This is a genomic window from Blastomonas sp. CCH9-A1 (assembly GCF_001557175.1).
GTDB classification, from domain to species: Bacteria; Pseudomonadota; Alphaproteobacteria; order Sphingomonadales; family Sphingomonadaceae; genus Blastomonas; species Blastomonas delafieldii_A.
Genome location: NZ_LSHM01000032.1, coordinates 225,437 through 246,918, shown reverse-complemented (window position 1 = coordinate 246,918; position 21,482 = coordinate 225,437). Strand labels below are relative to the sequence as shown.

Annotated in this window: 19 protein-coding genes and 1 tRNA gene; 14 read left to right on the top strand and 6 right to left on the bottom strand. The window is 65.7% G+C overall.

Going from position 1 to position 21,482, the window contains the following annotated elements:
* Positions 1-51: 51 nt before the first annotated feature.
* On the top strand, positions 52-543 hold the full coding sequence (locus tag AX725_RS10910; RefSeq protein ID WP_060978951.1) for a RidA family protein: 492 nt from the start codon (positions 52-54) through the stop codon (positions 541-543).
* A 66-nt stretch (positions 544-609) separates the two neighbouring features.
* On the opposite strand, the gene AX725_RS10905 is transcribed toward AX725_RS10910, so the two are convergent.
* From AX725_RS10905 to ygfZ, 3 genes are all read right to left on the bottom strand, one after another.
* Positions 610-684, bottom strand: a tRNA-Val gene (locus tag AX725_RS10905).
* Positions 685-780: 96 nt separating this feature from the next.
* Positions 781-1,425, bottom strand: coding sequence for a TetR/AcrR family transcriptional regulator (locus AX725_RS10900; protein ID WP_060978950.1), 645 nt, complete (start codon positions 1,423-1,425; stop codon positions 781-783).
* 73 nt (positions 1,426-1,498) lie between these two features.
* A complete protein-coding gene (gene ygfZ, locus AX725_RS10895) occupies positions 1,499-2,248 on the bottom strand; it encodes a CAF17-like 4Fe-4S cluster assembly/insertion protein YgfZ (protein ID WP_230962340.1) in 750 nt (249 codons plus the stop codon).
* Between the two features lie 36 nt (positions 2,249-2,284).
* Between ygfZ and AX725_RS10890 the strand changes: the two genes are divergently transcribed.
* Complete coding sequence (locus AX725_RS10890; protein ID WP_060978948.1) at positions 2,285-3,613, top strand: dihydroorotase; 1,329 nt, start codon at positions 2,285-2,287, stop codon at positions 3,611-3,613.
* 128 nt (positions 3,614-3,741) lie between these two features.
* Here the strand turns inward: AX725_RS10890 and AX725_RS10885 are convergent, their stop codons facing one another.
* On the bottom strand, positions 3,742-5,217 hold the full coding sequence (locus AX725_RS10885; RefSeq protein ID WP_060978947.1) for a helicase HerA domain-containing protein: 1,476 nt from the start codon (positions 5,215-5,217) through the stop codon (positions 3,742-3,744).
* 135 nt (positions 5,218-5,352) lie between these two features.
* The gene (locus AX725_RS10880) at positions 5,353-5,628 is read right to left on the bottom strand and encodes an HU family DNA-binding protein (RefSeq protein ID WP_023838445.1); all 276 of its coding nucleotides are present in this window, start codon (positions 5,626-5,628) and stop codon (positions 5,353-5,355) included.
* Positions 5,629-5,872: 244 nt separating this feature from the next.
* Here AX725_RS10880 and AX725_RS10875 point away from each other — a divergent pair, with 244 nt between their 5' ends.
* The 3 genes from AX725_RS10875 (at position 5,873) to AX725_RS10865 (ending at position 8,386) form a co-directional block, all read left to right on the top strand.
* Positions 5,873-6,298: a rubrerythrin family protein gene (locus tag AX725_RS10875; protein WP_031318249.1), complete on the top strand. Its 426-nt coding sequence runs from the start codon at positions 5,873-5,875 to the stop codon at positions 6,296-6,298.
* Positions 6,299-6,431: 133 nt separating this feature from the next.
* A complete protein-coding gene (locus AX725_RS10870; protein ID WP_060978946.1) occupies positions 6,432-7,775 on the top strand; it encodes a heterodisulfide reductase-related iron-sulfur binding cluster in 1,344 nt (447 codons plus the stop codon).
* Between the two features lie 17 nt (positions 7,776-7,792).
* Positions 7,793-8,386: a DUF3501 family protein gene (locus tag AX725_RS10865; RefSeq protein WP_060978967.1), complete on the top strand. Its 594-nt coding sequence runs from the start codon at positions 7,793-7,795 to the stop codon at positions 8,384-8,386.
* A 12-nt stretch (positions 8,387-8,398) separates the two neighbouring features.
* Here the strand turns inward: AX725_RS10865 and AX725_RS10860 are convergent, their stop codons facing one another.
* Positions 8,399-8,752: a hypothetical protein gene (locus tag AX725_RS10860; protein WP_156439094.1), complete on the bottom strand. Its 354-nt coding sequence runs from the start codon at positions 8,750-8,752 to the stop codon at positions 8,399-8,401.
* 364 nt (positions 8,753-9,116) lie between these two features.
* Here AX725_RS10860 and AX725_RS10855 point away from each other — a divergent pair, with 364 nt between their 5' ends.
* From AX725_RS10855 to AX725_RS10815, 9 genes are all read left to right on the top strand, one after another.
* On the top strand, positions 9,117-10,514 hold the full coding sequence (locus tag AX725_RS10855; protein ID WP_060978944.1) for a helix-turn-helix domain-containing protein: 1,398 nt from the start codon (positions 9,117-9,119) through the stop codon (positions 10,512-10,514).
* Positions 10,515-10,587: 73 nt separating this feature from the next.
* On the top strand, positions 10,588-10,863 hold the full coding sequence (locus AX725_RS10850; RefSeq protein ID WP_060978943.1) for a hypothetical protein: 276 nt from the start codon (positions 10,588-10,590) through the stop codon (positions 10,861-10,863).
* Positions 10,864-10,987: 124 nt separating this feature from the next.
* Entirely contained in the window at positions 10,988-12,373 is a 1,386-nt protein-coding gene (locus AX725_RS10845; RefSeq protein WP_066114961.1) for a TIGR03013 family XrtA/PEP-CTERM system glycosyltransferase, read from the top strand.
* Between the two features lie 4 nt (positions 12,374-12,377).
* Complete coding sequence (gene prsK / locus AX725_RS10840; protein WP_067513253.1) at positions 12,378-14,498, top strand: XrtA/PEP-CTERM system histidine kinase PrsK; 2,121 nt, start codon at positions 12,378-12,380, stop codon at positions 14,496-14,498.
* A gap of 3 nt (positions 14,499-14,501) precedes the next feature.
* Entirely contained in the window at positions 14,502-15,911 is a 1,410-nt protein-coding gene (gene prsR, locus AX725_RS10835; protein ID WP_171007804.1) for a PEP-CTERM-box response regulator transcription factor, read from the top strand.
* Entirely contained in the window at positions 15,895-17,967 is a 2,073-nt protein-coding gene (locus AX725_RS10830; protein WP_060978941.1) for a tetratricopeptide repeat protein, read from the top strand. Before prsR ends, AX725_RS10830 begins: the two co-directional genes overlap by 17 nt.
* A 52-nt stretch (positions 17,968-18,019) precedes the next feature.
* On the top strand, positions 18,020-20,065 hold the full coding sequence (locus tag AX725_RS10825) for a M3 family metallopeptidase (protein WP_066114963.1): 2,046 nt from the start codon (positions 18,020-18,022) through the stop codon (positions 20,063-20,065).
* Entirely contained in the window at positions 20,062-21,126 is a 1,065-nt protein-coding gene (locus AX725_RS10820; protein ID WP_060978939.1) for a PLP-dependent cysteine synthase family protein, read from the top strand. The genes AX725_RS10825 and AX725_RS10820 overlap by 4 nt, the downstream gene beginning before the upstream one ends.
* Positions 21,127-21,145: 19 nt before the next feature.
* Positions 21,146-21,472: a DUF423 domain-containing protein gene (locus tag AX725_RS10815; protein WP_060978965.1), complete on the top strand. Its 327-nt coding sequence runs from the start codon at positions 21,146-21,148 to the stop codon at positions 21,470-21,472.
* Positions 21,473-21,482: the final 10 nt, after the last annotated feature.

Here is a 21,482-nt window from a genome sequence, read left to right as displayed (position 1 = left end):
CGAGCAGCTTTTGCCGGGGTCGTTTCTCCTGTCACGTGAAAGGAAATCTTCTTGATCCGCAAAGTCCTGCTGACCTCGATCGCTGCCAGCCTGTGCAGCGCTCCCGCCCTGGCGCAAGGCATCGTGCGCCACACCAATCCGCCGCCAGCGATCATCCTGGGTGGCGTCACCATCCCGCCGGGCGCGGAAATCCTGATGCTCAGCGGCCAGCTCGCCAGCCCGATCGATCCCGCGAAAACCGAAGGAATCGAGGCCTATGGCGATACGAAAACGCAGACTATCAGCACTTTCAAGAAGATCGAGGCAGCGCTCGCCAAGCAGGGCTATGCGATGTCCGACGTGGTCAAGCTGACCGTGTTCGTCGTCGGCGACCCCAAGCTCGGCGGCAAGATGGATTTCGCCGGCTTCAACGCGGGCTATCGCGAGTTCTTCGGCACGGCTGCCAACCCCAATCTGGTCGCCCGTTCCACGGTCCAGGTGGCCGCGCTCGCCGGCCCGCAATTCCTGATCGAGATCGAAGCGACAGCTGCAAAGGTCAAGTAAGCAGCAGGTCCTGCGCGAAGCCCATCGGGGCTGCGAAAGCCATCTTTTCTCGACCCCGGGAAAAGATGGTGGGCGCGGCAGGGATTGAACCTGCGACCCCACCCGTGTGAAGGGTGTGCTCTACCACTGAGCTACGCGCCCGCGCTTGGAATCACCAGCAGGCCGGTGTCGTGCGGAGCGCCCCATTGCCAGAAGCAAGAGCTATTGGCAAGGCCTCCGGTGCGCCAACGCGATCGGTCAGGAAATCGCGCGCAGCGGCGTCACGTTCTCGGCATCCTGGATGGCCTGAGCAGCGCCCAGCCCGTCGAACAGCGTGTTGACCACGATGCGCAGATTGTCGGGCGTCGCGGTGCGTATCATGTCCATCATCACGAACGGGTTGCAGAACGGCTGCATCACCAGATTGGTCAGCGACACGACATGGTCGAGATCATAGCCGGGGAAATAGCCCTCGGCCATCGCCTCGCCCAGGATCACCGCCATATAATGGTCGGCAAGGTCGACATAGCCGCGGATCACTTCCCAATGTTCCTCGCCCAGGTCCATATTGGCGCGAAACAGGTTGGGGTCGGCTTCGAAGCGGGCGCGCTTGACCGCGACGCGGCGGGCGAAGAATTCGAACAGCTTTTCGCGCGGGGGCAGGTCGGAGGCGACCACGTCTTCCATGATCTGGTTCAATTCATCGAACCAGCGCCCGGCGATGGCCTCGAAGAACGCCTCTTTCGAGGCAAAATAACGGTAGAAGCTCGATTGCGACATGCCGCAGGCGGCAGCGACCTCGGTCAGCGAGAGGTTGATCGCGCCGCGCGTGCGGACCATGTCCTCGGCTGCGTCCATCAGCTGGGTGCGGATGGCTTCATGGTCGTTGAGCGGGCGCGACATCGGATTCAGCCTTGCTGAGTTGGGGAGATAGAACAGTTATATAATAAATTTTGTACTTTATCAAATGTTGCATTCAGGCTTGCGCGGTTTGCAACCAGCTGGGCAGTCGTGCAGGCTCCAGATCCTCGACGCGGCGGTGCTCGACACTCCAGCCGAGTTCGGGATAGCCGATTTTCTGGCGTTTCGCGTCGGCCTCGGCGATCGGCAGCACCACGATGCGGCGGTTGACCTTCTGCCGCCAGTTCATCCGTGCGGTATTTTCCTGTCCGACATAACAACCTTTGGTGAAGCTGACGCCGTTCAATTCGACCGCATTTGTTTCGAGCCAGAGGATGTCGCCGAGCTCATCCGCGCCTTCGGGCACACCCAGCGTCAGCCGGTGTGCCTTCCATGCGTCATCGGCACTCAGGCCATCGCCCGCCGGGGCCAGCCAGCGCCAGCCGAGCGCAGCCAGGCGGGGATCGGGGGCGGCACCTTGCACGGGCTCGGGCGACCAGTGCACCGTCAGCGTCGCATCACGAGCGATAGAAATCTTGCGGCGCAGGCGATAGATTGTCAGCCGTTTGGCGAGCGCATCCGCGTGTTCCGCCTCACAGTCGATCAGCACGTCCCTGCCGTCGTCCCAGAGCAGGAAATCGAACATCGCCTTGCCCTGCGCGGTCAACAGTGCGGAATATTGCGGCTTTCCGGGCGCTACCGCCTTCGTGTCCTGCGTCACCAGCCCCTGCAGGAAGCCGCGCACATCCTCTTCCGGGTCGGTGGGCGACAGGCGGACGAGGGCGCGGCGGGCGAGCAGGCTGGGGGTGGACATGGCGCTCAACATGCGTATCGCTCAGCCAGTTTCAAGCGGAGAGATACGATGACAGCCAGCTATGACATGATCGTGAAGAACGGCACCGTCTATCTGCCCGGCGGGCCGGTCTCTGCCGATATCGGCGTCATCGGCGGCAAGATCGCCGCCATCGGTGCGATTTCCGGCGATGCCGGGGAAGTGATCGACTGTACGGGCCTGCACGTGCTGCCCGGCGTGATCGACAGCCAGGTGCATTTCCGCGAGCCGGGGCTCGAGCACAAGGAAGACCTGGAATCGGGCAGCCGCGCCGCCGTGATGGGCGGGGTGACGGCGGTGTTCGAAATGCCCAACACCAAGCCCAATACCGATACCGCCGATCGCGTCGCCGAAAAGCTTGCGCGCGCGCACCACCGCATGTGGTGCGACCATGCCTTCTATGTCGGCGCGACCTCGTCGAACGCCGAATCGCTCAAGGAGCTGGAGCGCATTCCCGGCACGGCGGGGGTCAAGATCTTCATGGGCGCTTCGACCGGCGACCTGCTGGTGGCCGACGATGGTGCGCTCGCGCGCGTGCTGGCGAGCGGCAAGCGCCGCGTCGCGATCCATGCCGAGGACGAGTTCCGCATGAACGAGCGCGCTGATCTGCGCGTTACCGGCGATCCCTCGTCACACCCGGTCTGGCGCGACGACGAAAGTGCGATCCTGGCGACGCGGCGCATCCTCCGCCTCGCGCGCGAGGCGAAGCGGCGCATCCACATCCTGCACATCACGACGCCGGCAGAGCTCGAGCTGATCGCCCAGCACAAGGATATCGCCACCTGCGAGGTGACGCCGCAGCACCTGACATTGGCGGGTGAGGAGGCCTATCCCCGGCTCGGCACCTATGCGCAGATGAACCCGCCGATCCGCAGCGGCGCGCATCGCGACGGACTGTGGCACTGGCTGGCGCAGGGCGTGCCTGACGTTGTCGGATCGGACCATGCGCCGCATACCATCGAGGAAAAGTCCAAGACCTATCCCGATACGCCCAGCGGCATGCCCGGCGTGCAGACGCTGCTGCCGCTGCTGCTCGATCACATGCACCATGGGCGGCTGTCGATGCAGCGGCTCATCGACCTCACCTCGGCGGGCGCGCAGCGGATCTTCGGGCTGGTCGGCAAGGGGCGGATAGCTGCCGGTTATGACGCCGATTTCACGGTGGTGGATCTCAAGAAGCGCTGGACCGTGACCGAGGACTGGCTGCAGTCGCGCTGCGGCTGGAGCCCGTTCACCGGCATGGAGCTGACCGGCAAGCCGATCGGCACGATCATTCGCGGGCACCGGGTGATGTGGGAGGATACGCTGGCCGCAAACGCGATCGGCGAGCCGGTGCGCTTCGAGGCGACGGAGTTCTGATTTTTCCGACTGGTGTCGCCCTCACCCTTCCGGCGCTTCGCGCCTCCCTCCCTCTCCCGATGGGAGAGGGAAGGGGCCCGCGACGCGCAGCGGAGTGGGAAGGGTGAGCGTGACCAGAGCAGGGGTCCCTATTCCGCCCCGGTGCTGAGCCCCAGGTCGGGAATGCCGATCGATCGTCGCCCGCCGAAATCGGCGCGGACGACGATGACGCCCTGCTTTTCCATATATTCGATCAGCCGCCGGATGCGCCCCGGCGAGCTGGTGCCATAGGCGCGGCCCAGAGCGCCATCGTCGGGGCAGGGTTGTCCGTCCATGGCGGCACGCGCGATCAGCAGGAAGGGCGCGTACATTTCCTGCGGCAGCCGGGTCGCGGCCTCGAGCAGCGGCGCGCAAGCCGGGTCCGCCGGGTCCAGGATGCCGCCGCGCGCCAGCGCCAGCCGCTGGCGGAAGCCTTCCATGTCGAGCGGCGGGCGGATCAGCCGCTGCATCCGGCAGCGCACCGAGAAATCTTGGTAAAGCAGTGCCTCGGTCTGGTTCGCCATGTTGCCATCGGCGAGCATGTCGGTGAGCACCGCGACCACCACCGCTTCGGCATCGATCGCATCCGCCGCGTCCTCCGCCTCCTTGCGCGCGGCGAACATTGCCGACTGCTCCGGCATCGGCAGAGGGGCAGGGGCGATGCTGCCGATCAGCTCGTCGGCCGCCACCGGCATGGGGCGGGGCGGCGGCATCGGTACCGGCGCATCGTTCGCTCCGGCGGCGAGCAGCATGTCGCGCAGATCCTCGCCCTGCGCCTCGGGCATCGGCAACAGCCTGTGCGTGCCGGTGCGGCTGGTGGTGCGGGTGGCGCCGATGCGCGTGGTCACCGGGCGGCGCGAGATGGCCGGGCCCAGGCCCAGAAAGCAGCCACGCTCCAGATCGCGGATGCGCTCGGCCTGGCGGCGCTCCATGCCGAGCAGGTCGGCGGCGCGCGCCATATCGATGTCGAGAAAGGTGCGCCCCATCAGGAAGTTGCTCGCCTCGGCAGCGACATTCTTGGCGAGCTTGGCGAGGCGCTGCGTCGCGATGGCGCCGGCAAGACCGCGCTTGCGCCCGCGGCACATCAGGTTGGTCATGGCAGAAAGGCTGGCGCGGCGCACCGGATCGGGCACGTCGCCGGCGACCGAAGGCGCGAACATCTGCGCTTCGTCGACCACCACGAGCGCCGGATACCAGTGCTCGCGCGGCGCATCGAACATGGCGTTGAGGAAGGTCGCGGCACAGGTCATCTGCGCCTCCAACTCGAGCGATTCGAGATTGAGGATCACCGAGGCGCGGTGCTCGCGGATGCGCGCGGCGATGCGCGCGATCTCGCGCTCGTTATAGTCGCCCGCATCGATGACCAGATGCGAAAAGGCGTCGGACAATGTCGCGAAATCGCCTTCGGGGTCGATGATCACCTGCTGGACGAGCCCGGCGCTCTCTTCGAGCAGGCGGCGCAGCAGATGCGACTTGCCCGATCCGGAATTGCCCTGGACCAGAAGCCTGGTCGCCAGCAATTCCTCGATATCGATGCCGACAGGCCGCCCTGTCTCATCCAGACCTATGTCGATCGATGCGCCCACGGCTCAAGGCCCTATCGCGTTGCCAAAGCGGTTGCAACGCTCGCGCGGCCAAATGCTGGGGGCAAAACAGGGCGCAAAGGAAAAGGCCCCGCCCGAGGGGCGAGGCCTTTGTCGTTCGGCTCAGGCCGGAACGGATCAGCCGTTCAGCTTGTCCTTCACCGCCTTTGCGGGGGTGAAGCCGAGCTTCTTGGAGGCCTTGATGGTGATGGTGGCGCCGGTGCCCGGGTTGCGACCTTCGCGCTCCGGGGTCGCCTTGACCTTGAACTTGCCGAAGCCGTTGATCGAGATTTCTTCGCCGGCAGCAGCAGCATCAGCGATTGCAGCGAAAACGCCATCGACCAGCTTGCGGGCATCCGCCTTGGTCACGCCGTGGTCGGCGGCAATTTTCTCTGCAAGTTCAGCATTGTTCATGAGGAAACGTCCCTTCTGATTGGATTTCGGTGGCGGCGGTTTAACGGCAGTTTTTGCGTTCGTCACGGGGATTGCGGAAGTTTTCCCCCAAAATGGCGATGATTGCCGGTAATTGAGAAACATTATCAATCAACCTGATCGATTTTATCGATTATTCTGTTCAAGAAAATCACATGGCGCGTCGCCGGGCATGGCCTTAACCCTTGGTCCATCAGGGTTTTGAATCACACGAAGAGGGATGACCATGGAACTCAAGGGATCGAAGACCGAACAGTGCCTCAAGGACGCGTTTGCCGGCGAAAGCCAGGCCAACCGCCGCTATCTGTATTTCGCCCAGAAGGCCGATATCGAAGGCCATAACGACGTTGCCGCCGTGTTCCGCTCGACCGCGGAAGGCGAAACCGGCCATGCGCATGGCCATCTCGAATTCCTCGAAGCCTGCGGCGATCCCGCCACCGGCGAGCCGATCGGCACCACCGCCGACAATCTGAAGTCGGCGATTGCGGGTGAAACCCACGAATATACCGACATGTATCCGGGCATGGCCAAGACCGCCCGCGACGAAGGTTTCGACGAGATTGCAGACTGGTTCGAAACGCTGGCCAAGGCGGAAAAGAGCCATGCCGGCAAGTTCCAGAAGACGCTCGACGCGCTGCTGGCCGAAGCCTGAGTTTCAGTTGAACGACAACTCGGCCTGCGTCTTCGTGCTTCGGCACGAAGCGCAGGCCATTTTTCTGTCCAGTCCAAACCTCCGCTCGCGGGGGAGAGCAATCACGTCATTCTAGCCTAACAGGGGATCCGCGATGGCAACCGAATACAAGGAAGGCAGCCTCGATGCGCCGACGCGGCATGTGCTGCCCTGGCGCGAGGAATCCTGGTATGACGAGGCCGCGCTCGATGCCGAGCTGCGCCGCGTGTTCGACATCTGCCACGGCTGCCGCCGCTGCTTCAACCTGTGCGACAGCTTCCCCAAGCTGTTCGACATGATCGACGAAAGCCCGAACGAGGAGGTCGAGGACCTGTCCGCCGGGCAAATCAAGCAGGTCGTGGACGCCTGCACGCTGTGCGACATGTGCTTCATGGTGAAGTGCCCCTATGTGCCGCCGCACGAGTTCAACCTCGATTTTCCGCATCTGATGCTGCGTTACCGCGCGGTCGAACATCGCAAGGGCATGACGTCCAAGGCTGATACGCTGCTCGCCGAGACCGATCGCAACGGCAAGCTCGGCAGCGTGCTGTCCGACGTCGCCAATTGGGCGACAGACGGCAAGCGCGAGACGACGCGCGGAATCATGCAGCAGGTGCTGGGCATCGACAAGCGCGCGCACCTGCCCAAGTTCGCCGACATCCCGCTGACCAACCGCGCCGCTGCGCTGGTGCCCGCGCCCAATCCGGATGCACCCGGCTTTGGTCGCCGCGTTGCGCTCTATGCCAGCTGCTACGACCAGTTCAACGACCAGACGCCGGGCGAAGCGGCGGTCAAGGTGCTGGCGCACAACGGCGTCGAGGTGCGGATCGAGCATCCCGAATGCTGCGCGATGCCCAAGCTGGAAAATGGCGACATTCCCGCCGTCGCCAGTGCTGCCGCGCGCGTCGCCGCGCATTTCGCGCCGCTGATCGACCAGGGCTATGATGTGGTCGCGATCACCGCGAGCTGCGCGCTGATGATGAAGTTCGAATGGCCGCTGATCGAACCGGACAACGAGGACATCAAGAAGCTCTCCGCTGCGACGCACGATATCAGCGAATATATCGTCAAGCTGTCGAAACAGGCCGGGCTCACTCCGGTCGAGGCGATGGACGCCAGTATTGGCGTGCACTTCGCCTGCCATTCGCGCGCGCAGAACATGGGCCCCAAGGCGATGGAGATGCTCAAGCTGATCCCCGAGGCGAAGCCCGTGCTGACCGAGCGCTGCTCGGGCCATGGCGGCAAATGGGGCATATACAAGGACAATTTCGACACGGCGGTGAAGCTCGCGCGCCCGACGGTGCGCTCGCTCGAAAAGACCGCGCCCGATTACATGGTCAGCGAATGCCCGCTCGCCGGATCGCACCTCAAGCAGGTGATGGAGCAGGGCGGGGCGGCGAAACTGCCCGAACGGATCGGCCATCCCGTCGAACTGATGGCCAAGGCTTACGGACTCTAACGGATATGGAAAAGACGATGCCCAGGGACCGCCGTTCCATCACCCGCGAGGACATCATGGACCTCGCCGATTACGAGCTGATCCGCAAGGACAAGCGCCAGGAAAGCATCCTGGCCAAGAAATTCTCGCGCCTGGCGATCGGCCCGCATGCGATGATCACCTTCGAAAGCTGGGACAGCATGTGGCTGCAGATCCAGGAGATGCTTCGCATCGAGAAGGGCGGCGAGGAGCAACTGGCCGACGAACTGGCGGCCTATAACCCGATGGTGCCCAATGGCCGCGAGCTGACCGCGACGCTGATGTTCGAGATCGAGAATCCCGAGCGGCGCGACGCGTTCCTGCGCACGATCGGCGGCGTGGAAGAGCATATCTTCCTAACCATCGGCGCCATCCGAATCGCCGCCGTGCCCGAACAGGATGTCGAGCGCACCAGCGCCTCGGGCAAGGCGAGCGCGGTGCACTTCCTGCACTTCCCGCTTGACGATGCCGCGATCGCGGCCTGGCACGATGCGGGCAATGTCGCGATGGTGCAGATCACCCACCCGAATTACGGCCATGCCGCGCTGATCAATGCGGATACGCGCAGCTATCTGACTCGCGCCTGCCTTTGAGGCGCCAGCCGGTTATTTCGGGATGGGATAGCTGTGGCCCGGGCGCGCGTTATACTGACGCCCGCCATTGGCGACCGCGCTGTCGGGATCGGTGAAGATCGGCAGCGGCTCGGCCACGGCTTCGGCGACCGGCTTGGTCGAGATCATCGGTGCCCCGAATTGCGTGTCTCCGGTATCCTCGGCCGGCGGCGGAGGCGCTGAAGGCGCCACATAAGGCTGCGACGGGGCAGGCGCGACGACCGGCGTCGCGGCGACCGGGGCCGCGATCGGGGCTCCGGCGGGTACCGGACCGGTATTGTACGACGATGCAAAGATCGCTGCGGCCAGCATGATGCCGCCCGATCCCAGCATGACTTGTTTGAGCACTGCGCATTACCCTCATTTTGCCGCCATCGCTGCGCACCCTGACAGCGAGCGGTTAACATTCGGTGCCGAATTGTAAAATAAACGGCCAGGTCACGAAAATGCCGCCGAAAACCGTAGTTTCCGGCGGCATGTCTTTCCTCCCCAGGAAAGCTCGTGCAAACTCTTATGGCTCGGCAGAAAGGCAGGGTGGCGGGATTGCCCCGCTCACCCAGATCCTCTCCTGCTAGCTCGTCCCAGCCGTGTCGCCTCATCGCTAGAGGCAGAAATGGCCTTTGGCAGCAGAAATTGACAAAAAATCGGCGGATAACGCCACCATTACCCATGAAAACCTTGTCAGTTTGTCATGATTGTTACAAACTGGGCCATGGTCGAACCTTCGCTTCACGCCGGACCCGCGCTGCGTCGCCTCCGCCGCAATGCCGGTCTCACCCAGGCCGCCATGGCCGAGCGGCTCGATATTTCGCCGAGCTATCTCAACCTGCTCGAGCGCAACCTGCGGCCGGTCAGCGCACGCCTGATGCTGACCCTGGCCGAGCGTTTCGATGTCGATCCGCGCGATCTGACCGGGGATGAACCGGGCGGCGGGCTGGGGCCGATGCGGCGGCGCATGGCCGATCCGATCTTTGCCGATCTCGGCGTCGAGCCGGGCGAGATCGAGGACTGGCTGGCGGCATCGCCCGGCACCGCGGCGGCCTTTGCGCGGCTGTACGACCGGGTGCAGGGCGGCGCGGGAAGCGCAGCGCCGGGGGCCGCCGTCGATGATCCGGTGGCACGCGTGCGCGGCGAGATCGAGCGCTGGCGCAACCATTTTGCCGATCTCGACCATGCCGCCGAGGAGCTGGCCGATGCGCTGCGGCTGCAGAGCGGCGATCTCTATTCCGCCATTGCCGAACGGTTGCGCACCAAGCACCAGCTCTCGATCCGCATCCTGCCCGAAAGCGTGATGCCTGAAAAGCTGCGCCGGCTCGATCTGCATGCGCGCCAGTTGCAGCTGTCCGAGATGCTCGACATGGCCTCGCGCACCTTCCAGGCGGCCTATCTGCTCGGTCAGCTCGAATTTCGGGCGGACATCAACGCGCTGGTCGCCGGTGCGCAGTTCGGCGACCGCACCGCCGAGCGGCTCTACCAGCGACATATCTTCAGCTATTTCGCCGCTGCGGTGATGATGCCCTATGGCCGTTTCCTGCGCGCTTGCGAGCAATCGGGCTATGACATGCTGCTGCTCCAGCGACGCTTCGGGGCCGGGTTCGAGCATGTCGCGCACCGGCTCACGACCTTGCAGCGGGTGGGCCAGCGGGGCCTCGGCTTCTTCATGATCCGCGTCGATCGCGCTGGTCAGGTGTCGAAGCGCTTCGGCGGAGCCGCGCGGGCGCCGCTCGCCGATACCGAGGTGACCTGTCCTCTGTGGCACCTGCACCAGGCGTTTTCGCGCCCCAGCCAGGTCCAGGTCCAGCTGGTCGAGCTGGAGGATGCGAGCCGCTGGCTCACACTCGCGCGCAGCGTGCAGGGCGCGGGCTATGGCGCCGGCGGCACGACGGCGGAATTCGCGATCGGCCTTGGCGTGCCGGTCGATCAGGCCGCCACGCTCTGCTATGCGCGCGGCATGGACCTGAGCGCGGCAGGCGCAACGCGCATTGGCCCGGGCTGCGCGATGTGCAAGCGCGGCGACTGCCCGCAGCGATCCAAGCCGCCGCTCGGCATCCGGCTGAAATTCGACGATCGCGAACGCGGTGTCACGCCGTTCGATTTCGTCACCGACTAGGCACTGCCGGTTTCTGGAACCCCTGGCGCGCATGGCCGTACACGCCCCAGAACAACCGCTTAGGGGAAATGCCATGACGGAATACACCACGACCACCGTGACCGATCGCCCGGTCGAGCCGGTGCAGACTCACACCACTGTCGTCGAACGCCGCTCGGGAGGCGGCAGCGGGCTGATGATGGCGATCCTGCTGCTGATCCTGGTCGTCGGCGGCTTCTTTGCCTGGCAGTTCCTGCAGCAGGGCGAGGTCCGCACCGACGCCGTCGCTGGTGCCGCGAATGAGGTCGGTAACGCGGCGCAGAAGGTGGGCGACGCCGCACAGGATGCTGCGCAGAAGATCGGCGAGTAAGCACCCTCCGACCATCGCCAGGGCGTAAAAAGCTTTGACAATGTGCCCGAATTTCTGGGGCTCAGCGCCAATGTGGCTGTAAAATTAACCGACACTTGACCATTGCCCGGCTATAACGGGCAGCATGCTCAGGCTGTTCAAACATTATGTGCCGCATGCGGTGCTGCTGCTCGGCTTTTTCGATCTCGCGCTGCTGGGCCTTGCTGCCGAAATCGGCTGGGTCTGGCGTGCGCACGAGATCGGCATGGCGGTCGAACCGCTCACCCAGCGGCCGCTGCCGATAGCCACCTTCGCGCTGCTCGTGCACATGGCGATGATCGCGGTCGGGGTGTACGGGCCCGACTCCCTGCAATCGCTGCGTTTTGCTGCCGCACGGCTGCTCGTCGCGATCTCGCTGGGCGTCATATTGCTGTCGGTCACCTATTTCATCCTGCCGGGCACCACCTTGTGGCGCTCGAACAGCCTGTACGCGATGGGTCTGTCGATCGTCTTCCTGATCGGCAACCGCATCATTCTCGGCGGATTGCTGGGCACCACCGCGTTCAAGCGCCGGCTGATGGTGCTGGGCGCCGGCAAGCGCGCGCAACGGGTGCAGGACCTGTCCGAACGTCCCGATGCCGGGTTCGTGCTTGTCGGCTTCGTCGCCATGAACGACGGCCCGCTGGTGGTCGAAGAGGCGATCAACCGCGACGCGATCAAGAATCTCGCCAAGCATGTCGAGAACCTCAACGTGACCGAGGTGGTGCTGGCGCTGGAAGAGCGGCGCAATGCGCTGCCGCTCAACGACCTGCTGCGCATCAAGACCACCGGCGTTCACGTCAACGATCTTTCGACCTTTCTGGAACGCGAGACCGGGCGGGTCGATCTCGACACCGTCAATCCCAGCTGGCTGATCTTTTCCGACGGATTTTCCGCAGGCAGGCGCATTTCGACCATCGCCAAGCGCATGTTCGATCTGGTCGTCAGTTCGATCCTGCTGGTGCTGACGGCGCCGATCATCCTGCTCTTCGCGCTGCTGGTAAAGCTCGACAGCAAGGGTCCGGCCTTTTTCAAGCAAGAGCGAGTGGGGCTTTACGGACAGCCGTTCGAGATCGTCAAGCTGCGGTCGATGCGCACCGATGCCGAGGTCGATGGTGCGCAATGGGCGCAGAAGAACGACCCGCGCGTCACGCGCCTCGGCCGTTTCATCCGCAAGGTGCGGATCGACGAGCTGCCCCAGGCCTGGAGCGTGCTCAAGGGCGACATGAGCTTTGTCGGCCCCCGGCCCGAGCGGCCCGAATTCGTCGCCGATCTGGAAACCAAGATGCGCTATTACAACGAGCGGCACATGGTGAAGCCGGGCATTACCGGTTGGGCGCAGATCAACTATCCCTATGGCGCGTCGGTCGAGGATGCCCGGCACAAGCTGGAATACGACCTCTATTACGCCAAGAACTACACGCCCTTTCTCGACCTGCTGATCATTCTGCAGACGCTGCGCGTCGTGCTGTGGCCGGATGGCGCGCGCTGATCCCATGGCCAACTGGGCCGATATAGGCCTCTGGGCCCATAGCGGCGCGGCGGCGCTGACCCTGCTGGTGGCCGCCTGGCTGGTGCAGCGCTGGGCAAGGCTGCGCGATGCGCGCCCGTCGCTGGGCGATGCCGCGCTGCTGTTGGCTCTGCTCTCGACCAGTCTCTGGGCGTTCGCTGTCGCGGTGCTCGGCCCCGTCCACCCGATTGCGGGTCTCGCCGAATCGCTGCGAAATCTCGCTTGGCTGGCCTTCCTGTTCCAGATGGTGCGCTCGGCGCGAGCCCAGCCGGGCACGGTGACGGCGGTCTATCTGGTGCTGACGCTGGTGCTCGCGGCGCAGCCCGTGGTGGAGAACGGACTTACCCTGCTTGCTGCCCATCAGGGGCTGGAAAGCCTGGCGCAGGGCAGCGCGATGCTGCTCAGGATGATCTTCGTCGTCGGCGCGCTGGTGCTGGCGAACAATCTGTACAGCGTCGCCGATGCGGAGACGCGCACCAGCCTGCGCGTGCCGCTGACCGCGCTGGCCGCGATGTGGCTGTACGATCTCAACCTCTACACCATGGGGTATCTGAACGACCGTCCGAGCGCCGACATGCTGGCGCTGCGCGGCGTGCTGATGATCTTTGCGGTGCCCTTCTTCGCGCTTGCCGCCAGCCGGCCCGGCGGATGGAAGCTGACCCTGTCGCGCAAGATCGCCTATCGCTCGCTCTCGCTGTTCGCGATCCTGGGCTATCTCGTCACGATGATCGCGGTGGCGCAGCTGCTGCGCGCGGTCGGCGGGACGGTGGCGTCGGGCGCACAGATGCTGCTGGTGCTCGGCATGTCGCTCGCGGCGCTGATCCTGCTGCCATCGGACCGGTTCCGCGCCTGGTTCAAGGTCAAGGCGACCAAGCATTTCTTCCAGCACCGCTATGATTATCGCGCCGAATGGATCCGCTTTACCGAGACGATTGGGCGGCCGGGCGATGGCACCGCGCCGTTCCACGAACGCGTGATCAAGGCCGCCGCCGATATCAGCGACAGCCCGGCGGGCCTGCTGCTCGCGCCCGGCGACAATGGCCGCATGCAGCTGCAGGCGCGGTTCAACTGGCCGACCGCCGATGTCCCCGCCCAGGCCTGCACGGCAGCAACGATCGGCTATTTCCAGACGACCGGGCGGATCGTCGAGCTCGACGCGCTGCGCTCGGGCCGCGACCGCGACACCAATCGGCGCGCGATTCCCCCCTGGGTGCTCGACGAGCCCAATGCTTGGGCGATCGTGCCTCTGGTCCATTTCGACCGGCTCGCAGGCCTGGTCGTGCTCTCGCGTCCGCTGGTCGAACGGCGCCTGGACTGGGAGGATCTCGATCTGCTGCGCCTCGTCGGACGGCAGCTCGCCAGCTATCTCGCCGAGGCGCGCAGCCAAGAGGCGCTGCGCGAGGCCGACCAGTTCGACGAGTTCAACCGCCGCATGGCCTTTGTCATGCACGACATCAAGAATCTGGTCAGCCAGTTGAGCCTGGTCGCGCGCAATGCCGAGCGGCACGCCGACAATCCCGAATTCCGCAAGGACATGATCGCAACGCTGCAGAATTCGGTCGGCAAGATGAACACCCTGATCCGCAGGCTGACCGGCTATGCGCGCTCGGCGGGAGAGGGCGTCCGCGCGATCGATGCCGAGCGCGTGGTGCGCGCAGTGATCGCGGCCAAGCAGGCTGGGCATCCGGTGATCGCAAGCGCCGCGCAGCGGCTGATGCTGATGGCCGATCCGGCGCAGCTCGAACAGGTGCTCGGCCATCTGATCCAGAACGCGATCGATGCCAGCCCCAGAGATACGCCGGTCTATGTCAGCATGGCGCGCGATGGCCTCAACGGCGTGATCGAGATTGTCGACCATGGCGCGGGCATGTCCGCCGAATTCGTCCGTTCCAAGCTGTTCAAGCCCTTCATCTCGAGCAAGACCGACGGCTTCGGCATCGGCGCCTATGAGGCGCGGCTGCTGGTCGAGGCGATGCACGGGCGCATCGAGGTCGAGAGCCGCGAGGGCGAGGGCAGCCGCTTTTCCATCCATCTTCCGCTCGCCACTCGGATCGATTCCGACGATCCGGCGGCGCAGCCCGTGCCCATTGCTGAAAAGGTAGCCTGACCGATGACCGACCTTTCCCCCAATCCCGCGATGAACGGTGGTGGCAAGGGCGCCAACCGGCTGCCGCGCCTGCTGGTGGTGGAGGACGATGCCGGGCTGCAGCGTCAGCTCAAATGGGCGTTCGACGATTTCGAGGTGCTGTGCGCGGGCGACCGGGCGAGCGCGATCGACCTGCTGCGCTATGAGGAGCCTGATGTCGTGACGCTCGATCTCGGCCTGCCGCCCGATCCCGATGGCGTCAGCGAGGGTTTTGCGACATTGGCGGAGATCCTTCGGCTGAAGCCCGATACCAAGGTGATCATCGCCTCGGGCCATGGCGAGCGGCAGAGCGCGCGCGATGCGATCGCGCAAGGCGCCTATGATTTCTACCGCAAGCCGGTCGAGATCGACGATCTGGCGCTGATCGTCCGCCGCGCGCTCAACGTGCAGCAGATCGAGCGCGAAAATGCGCGGCTCAGCCAGAAATCGGGTGAGGACCATACGGTGCTCGGCGGCATGATCACCGGCGATGCGCAGATGGTGAAAGCCGCGCGCACGATCGAGCGTGTCGCCAATACCAATGTCTCGGTCATGCTGCTCGGCGCGAGCGGGACCGGCAAGGAGCTGTTCGCGCGCGGCCTGCATGAGAAGAGCAACCGCCGCGGCGGCGCCTTCATCGCGATCAACTGCGCGGCGATCCCCGAAAACCTGCTCGAATCCGAGCTGTTCGGGCATGAAAAGGGCGCGTTCACCGGCGCCATCAAGACCACGATCGGCAAGATCGAACAGGCCGCCGGCGGCACCCTTTTCCTCGACGAGGTCGGCGACATTCCGCTGCCCTTGCAGGTCAAGCTGCTGCGCTTCCTGCAGGAGCGCGTGATCGAGCGGGTCGGTGGTCGCAGCCCGATCCCGGTTGATACCCGCGTGGTCTGCGCGACCCACCAGAATCTCGAGAAGATGATCGCCGAGGAGCGGTTCCGTGAGGACCTGTTCTATCGCCTTGCCGAGATCGTGGTGCACATCCCCTCGCTCGCCGAGCGGCCGGGCGATGCGGTGCTGCTCGCCAAGCATTTCCTCGCCCGGTTCGCCGCAGAGATGAACCCGGCCGTGAAGGGCTTTGCCCCCGATGCGCTGAAGATGCTCGATGCCTGGCACTGGCCCGGCAATGTGCGCGAGCTGGAAAACCGGGTGAAGCGCGCGGTGATCATGGCCGAAAGCCGGCTGGTCACCGCCGAGGATCTCGACCTCGAGCGCGCCGAACCGCAGACAGCGGAGTTCCTCAACCTCAAGGCGGTGCGCGAACTGGCCGACCGCAAGGCGATCCGCCATGCGCTCGCGCGGACCGAGGGCAATATCTCGGGCGCGGCCAAGCTGCTCGGCATCAGCCGCCCGACGTTGTATGATCTGCTCCGGCAATATGACATCCAGAGCTGATCTGCGTCCCGGCAGCAGGCTGTGGCTGGCGCTCGCCGCCGGGGCCTTGCTGCTGGGAGCAACCGGCGCGGCATTGCGCGCCGAAGACATGGGTACGGCGCGCGAGGCGATGGCGCGCGCCGCCGACTATCGTGCGCGCGGCGACAATCGCGCGGCACGGATCGAGCTGATGAACGCGATCAAGGCCGCGCCGAAGATGAAAGAGGCGCGGCTCGCGCAGGCGCGGGTGTTTCTGGCGCTGTTCGACGCCGACGGGGCGGAGGGCCAGCTCCAGCGCGCGCTGGAACTCGGAGCCGATCGCGCGTTGGTGCGCGCGCCGATGGCCGAGGCGATGGTGCTCCAGGGCCGGGCCGGCGATGCGCTGCGCTGGCTGGGCGAGGGACCGGTGGCCAAGGCGGACATGGGCTATGCCGCGCGGACCCAGGGGCGGGCGCATCTGGCGCTCGGTCAGTATGACGAGGCGCGCGCTGCGTTTGATCGGGCGCTGCAGTTCACCCCCGATGACAGCCTGCTCTGGACCGACATTGCCCGCTTCCGCACCGCATCGGGCGATCAGGCGGGCGGGCTGGAAGCAGCCGACCATGCGGTTGCGCTCGACGCCGGCAATGTCCGCGCCTTGCAGCTGCGCGGTGAACTGACGCGCAGCCAGACCGGGCTCGCTGCCGCCTTGCCATGGTTCGAGCGCGCGCTGGCGATCGACCCCAATGATACCGCCGTGCTCGGCGAATATGCCGCGACGCTGGGCGATATGGGCCGGATGCGCGCGATGCTGAAGGCGGCGCGGCAGATCGTCGCGCTCGAGCCGAACAACCCGCGCGGCTATTTCCTGCAAGCCGTGCTCGCGGCGCGGGCGGGGCGCTACGATTTGGCGCGCACCTTGATGCAGAAGACCGGAGGCGCGCTGGAAGGCGTGCCGGCGGCGATGCAGGTCGAAGGCGTGGTCGAGTTCCAGCTCGGCAACTATCGCCAGGCGATCGACCGGTTCGAAAAGCTTGCCGATGCGCAGCCCCTCAACCGCCGCGCTGCCGAACTGCTCGCGCGCGCGCTCTATGCCGAGGGCGAGCACGAGGCGCTGCTCGAACGCTTCCGCCCGGTCGCCAATCGCGCGGGGGCGAGCGCCTATTTGCTGACGCTCGTCGGGCGCTCGCTCGAAGCGATAGGCGAGCGCGACGCGGCGCTCGAATATCTCGCGCGTGCAACGGCGCCCGATCCCGCACCGCTGCTGCGGCTCGATCAGGACGACGAACCCTGGCTGCTTGCCGATGCCGCCCGCGCCGCGCCGCGCGATGCGCGCGCGGTGGTGCCCTATGTCCGCATGCTGGTAGCGCGCGGGGATTTTGCGCAGGCGGAGGAATTTGCCCGCCCGCTCGCCGATGGCAATCCCGGCGTGCCCGACGCGCAGATGCTGCTGGGCGATGTGCTGTACGCCTCGGGCAATGCCAGTGGGGCCTTGCCCTATTACGAGCGCGCGGCGCGTATTCGTCTGGCGGAGCCGGTGGTGCGGCGCCTGTCGCTGGCGCTGCGCGAGCTCGGTCGTGCGCGCGACTCCGATGCGCTGCTCGAAAGCTTCGTCGACATGAGCCCGGCCAATACCGGCGGGCTGCGGTTGCTTGCCAACGCCTATATCGATCGCGGCGAATGGGCCGGCGCGGTAGCGATGCTGTCGGCGCTGCATGCCCAACTTGGCAGCAGCCAGCCGATGCTGCTCACCGATCTCGCGCTCGCCCGTCTGCGCGCGGGCGATCCTGCACGCGCGGCGCATGATTCGCGGCTCGCCTATCGCGTCCAGCCCGCAAGCCCGCTGGTCGCGCATGTGCGCGGCATGGCGCTGACCGAGGCGGCGGAGACGCCGATGCTGGCAGTGGAGATGCTCGAAAAGGCGCAAGCCCTGCAACCGCGCAACCCCTGGCTGCGCTATCATCTGGCCCAGGCTTATGCCGCTGCAGGCAAGCCTGGCCGCGCGATGGGCGCGCTGCGCGCCTCGCTGTCGCTGGGGGCGTTTCCCGAGCGTGCCGAGGCTGCGGCCATGCTGCGCGATCTGCAGGGCCGGAGCTGAGCGCCCGCACATTTTTGCCTGACCCTGCGCCAAATTCCGCTAAAGGGCAGTGATGACCGATACGACCAATCCCCTGCTCGATACGCGCGCGCTGCCGCGCTTTGCCGAAATCACTGCCGATCATATCGCGCCCGCGCTCGATGAGGCGCTCACCCGTCATGCCGCGACGATCGAGGCGCTGGTGCGCGACAAGCCTGTCACGTTCGCCGACGCCTGGCTGCCGCTCGAGCGGGCAGAGGCGGAACTGGGCGCGATCTGGGCGGCGGTGTCGCACCTGCATTCGGTAGCCGACAGCCCCGAGCTGCGCACCGCCTATCAGGAGGGCGAGCAGCGGCTGGTTACCAACAGCATCATGGTCGGCCAGAATCGCGAGCTCTACGAGGTGTTCGAGGCGCTTGCGGCGACGCCTGAATTCGCTGCGCTGCCTGACGCAGACCGGGTCGCAGTCGAGCACGCACTGCGCGATTTCCGCCTGTCGGGCGTGGCGCTCGACGAGGCGGCGCGCGAGCGGTTTAAGGCGGTATCGGTGGAACTTGCGACGCTCTCCAACGCATTCGGCAGCGCGGTGCTCGATGCGACCGATGCCTGGGAAGAGCTGATCACCGACGAGGCGGAGCTTGCGGGCGTGTCGGAGACCGACAAGGCGATGTTTGCCGCCGCTGCCGAGGCGAAGGGCCAGACTGGCTGGCGCGTGACGCTGCAGGCGCCATCGGTCAACGCGATCCTGACCTTTGCCGAGAATCGCGATCTGCGCGCGCGGGTGTACAAGGCCTATGGCACCCGTGCTTCGGATCAGGGGCCGCATGCCGGTCAGTTCGACAATTCCGAGCGTATCGCCCGCATCCTGGAACTGCGGCGCGAGGCGGCGGGGCTGCTGGGCTTTGCCGATCCGGTCGAATGGTCGCTCGCCACCAAGATGGCGTCGGACGGCGGCGCAGTGCTTGCCTTCCTGCGCGATCTTGCCAGCCGCGCCAAGCCGGCGGCGCAGCGCGATCTCGATGAATTGAAGGCCTTTGCCGCCGGGAAGCTGGGCATCGCCGATCTCCAGCCCTGGGATGTCGGCTTTGCCTCGAACCGGTTGCGCCAGGCGCTCTATGCGGTCGACGAGGCCGAAATTCGCGGCTATTTCCCGGTCGAAAAGGTGATGCAGGGCTGGCAGATGCTGCTCGAGCGGCTGTTCGGCATCCGCTTGCAACAGCGCGCCGACGCCTCGCTCTACCATCAGGATGCGCGCTTCTACGATGTCGTCGACGAGAGCGGCAAGGCGATTGCGGGCCTGTATCTCGATCTGTTCGCGCGGCCCGGCAAGCGCGGCGGCGCGTGGATGGGCGAGGCACGCCCGCGCCGCAACGATGGCGATCACGTCCAGCTGCCGGTCGCCTATATGGTGTGCAATTTCTCGCCCGCCGGACCCGATGCACCATTGCTGCTCAGCCATTCGGATGTCGGCACGCTGCTGCACGAGACCGGCCACTGCCTCCACCTGCTGCTGACCGAGGTCAACCGCCCGAGCATCGCGGGCACCAGCGGGTTCGAATGGGATGCGGTCGAGCTGCCCAGCCAGCTGATGGAGGATTTCGCCTGGGACCGTCAGGTGCTCACCGCGATGTCGGGCCATTACAAGACCGGCGAGGCGCTTCCCGACGACCTTTTCGACCGGTTGCTGCGCGCGCGGCATTTTCAGGCCGGGCTGTTCCTGATCCGCCAGATCGAGTTCGCGCTGTTCGACATGCTGCTGCACCTCGGCACGATGGGCAGCGATCCCGTCGAGGTGATCGAGGCGGTGCGCGATGAGGTGGCGGTGATCCGTCCGCCCGCATGGTACCGCTTCCCGCATGCCTTTTCGCATATCTTCGCGGGCGGCTATGCCTCGGGCTATTACAGCTATCTCTGGGCCGAACTGCTCGCCGCCGACGGCTTCATGGCGTTCGTCGAGGCCGGGCTGCTCGACCGTGCGACCGGCGACCGTTTCCGCGCCGAGGTATTGGCGCGCGGCGCAACCCGGCCTGCGGCGGAAAGCTTCCGCGCTTTCCGGGGGCGCGATCCCGATCCGCGCGCAATGCTGGTGCGCCACGGTCTGGTGGACGCCGAAGGATGAGCGAGCTTTGCCCGCGCGGCTGGCTCAATGATGCGATCCGGCGGATCGAGGCGGATTACAACCGTTCCGCCGACACGCACCTGATCCGGCTCGAACTGCCACGTTTCCCAGGCATCACGCTGTATCTGAAGGACGAAAGCTCTCACCCGACCGGCAGCCTCAAGCACCGGCTGGCGCGATCGCTGTTCCTCTATGCCCTGTGCAACGAATGGATCGGGCCGGAGACCTGCGTGATCGAGGCCTCGTCGGGTTCGACCGCGGTGAGCGAGGCCTATTTCGCGCGGATGCTGGGGCTGCGCTTCATCGCGGTGGTGCCCGCGACCACCGCGCCCGCCAAGCTCGATGCCATCCGCTTCCAGGGCGGCGAGATTCACAAGGTCGACGATCCGCGCACCGTGTACGATGTCGCGCACCGGCTCGCGGCGGAAACCGGCGGTCATTATCTCGACCAGTTCACCTATGCCGAACGGGCGACCGACTGGCGCGGCAACAACAATATCGCCGAGAGCATCTTCGCGCAGATGGCCGAAGAGGAATATCCCGAGCCCGAATGGATCGTGTGCGGCGCGGGCACCGGCGGCACATCGGCCACTATCGGGCGGTATCTGCGCTATCAGCGTTATGCGACGCGGCTGTGCGTCGCAGACCCCGAACATTCGGTGTTCCACCGGCATTTTCATGATCGCAGCGCCACATCGCTCCCCGAAGGCTGCGCGAGCCGGATCGAGGGTATCGGCCGCCCCCGGGTTGAGCCGAGCTTCATCCCCGGGGTGATCGACCGGATGATCGCGGTCGACGATGGCGACAGCATCGGCGCGATGCGCGCGCTGTCCGATCGCCTCGGGCGTCGCGTCGGCGGATCGACCGGCACCAACCTGATCGCCTGCGCCGCGCTGATCGAGGAAATGGCGGCATCGGGCACCCAAGGCAGCGTGGTGACGCTGCTGTGCGACGGAGGCGATCGCTATCATACCAGCTATTATGACGATGGCTGGCTCACGCAGAGCGGGCTTGCCTGGCAACCGGCGGCCGAGCGCATGGCGGCTCTGCTGGGGCAATGACAAGGGGAGCGACGCGATGATGATAGGGGTTCTGGCGGCCGTTTCTGCCGCGCTCGCGGTGGCGGCAGGGGCATTCGGCGCGCATGCGGCGGCGGGCGAGCAGCAGGCCGAATGGCTGCGCACCGGCGGCCTGTATCAGATGGTACATGCCGTCGCGGCGCTCGCGATCATGGGCCGCGCGCCCGGTGCGGCCTGGACGCTGCTGATCGGCGGGGCGATCTTTGCGGTGACGCTCTATGCCATGGCGCTGGGCGCGCCACGCTGGCTGGGGGCGGTGACGCCAATCGGCGGCACGCTGCTGATCATCGGCTGGCTCTGGGCCGGCTGGATCTATCTCAAGGCCTGATCACCACCCG

What these genes read in the sequence shown, in the direction of transcription:
- AX725_RS10900 (WP_060978950.1), bottom strand. Translation starts at nt 1,425, where the DNA reads ATGTCGCGCCCGCTCAACGACCATGAAGCCATCCGCACCCAGCTGATG.
- ygfZ (WP_230962340.1), bottom strand. Translation starts at nt 2,248, where the DNA reads ATGTTGAGCGCCATGTCCACCCCCAGCCTGCTCGCCCGCCGCGCCCTC.
- AX725_RS10890 (WP_060978948.1), top strand. Translation starts at nt 2,285, where the DNA reads ATGACAGCCAGCTATGACATGATCGTGAAGAACGGCACCGTCTATCTG.
- AX725_RS10880 (WP_023838445.1), bottom strand. Translation starts at nt 5,628, where the DNA reads ATGAACAATGCTGAACTTGCAGAGAAAATTGCCGCCGACCACGGCGTG.
- AX725_RS10875 (WP_031318249.1), top strand. Translation starts at nt 5,873, where the DNA reads ATGGAACTCAAGGGATCGAAGACCGAACAGTGCCTCAAGGACGCGTTT.
- AX725_RS10870 (WP_060978946.1), top strand. Translation starts at nt 6,432, where the DNA reads ATGGCAACCGAATACAAGGAAGGCAGCCTCGATGCGCCGACGCGGCAT.
- AX725_RS10865 (WP_060978967.1), top strand. Translation starts at nt 7,793, where the DNA reads ATGCCCAGGGACCGCCGTTCCATCACCCGCGAGGACATCATGGACCTC.
- AX725_RS10855 (WP_060978944.1), top strand. Translation starts at nt 9,117, where the DNA reads ATGGTCGAACCTTCGCTTCACGCCGGACCCGCGCTGCGTCGCCTCCGC.
- AX725_RS10850 (WP_060978943.1), top strand. Translation starts at nt 10,588, where the DNA reads ATGACGGAATACACCACGACCACCGTGACCGATCGCCCGGTCGAGCCG.
- AX725_RS10845 (WP_066114961.1), top strand. Translation starts at nt 10,988, where the DNA reads ATGCTCAGGCTGTTCAAACATTATGTGCCGCATGCGGTGCTGCTGCTC.
- prsK (WP_067513253.1), top strand. Translation starts at nt 12,378, where the DNA reads ATGGCCAACTGGGCCGATATAGGCCTCTGGGCCCATAGCGGCGCGGCG.
- prsR (WP_171007804.1), top strand. Translation starts at nt 14,502, where the DNA reads ATGACCGACCTTTCCCCCAATCCCGCGATGAACGGTGGTGGCAAGGGC.
- AX725_RS10830 (WP_060978941.1), top strand. Translation starts at nt 15,895, where the DNA reads ATGACATCCAGAGCTGATCTGCGTCCCGGCAGCAGGCTGTGGCTGGCG.
- AX725_RS10825 (WP_066114963.1), top strand. Translation starts at nt 18,020, where the DNA reads ATGACCGATACGACCAATCCCCTGCTCGATACGCGCGCGCTGCCGCGC.
- AX725_RS10820 (WP_060978939.1), top strand. Translation starts at nt 20,062, where the DNA reads ATGAGCGAGCTTTGCCCGCGCGGCTGGCTCAATGATGCGATCCGGCGG.
- AX725_RS10815 (WP_060978965.1), top strand. Translation starts at nt 21,146, where the DNA reads ATGATAGGGGTTCTGGCGGCCGTTTCTGCCGCGCTCGCGGTGGCGGCA.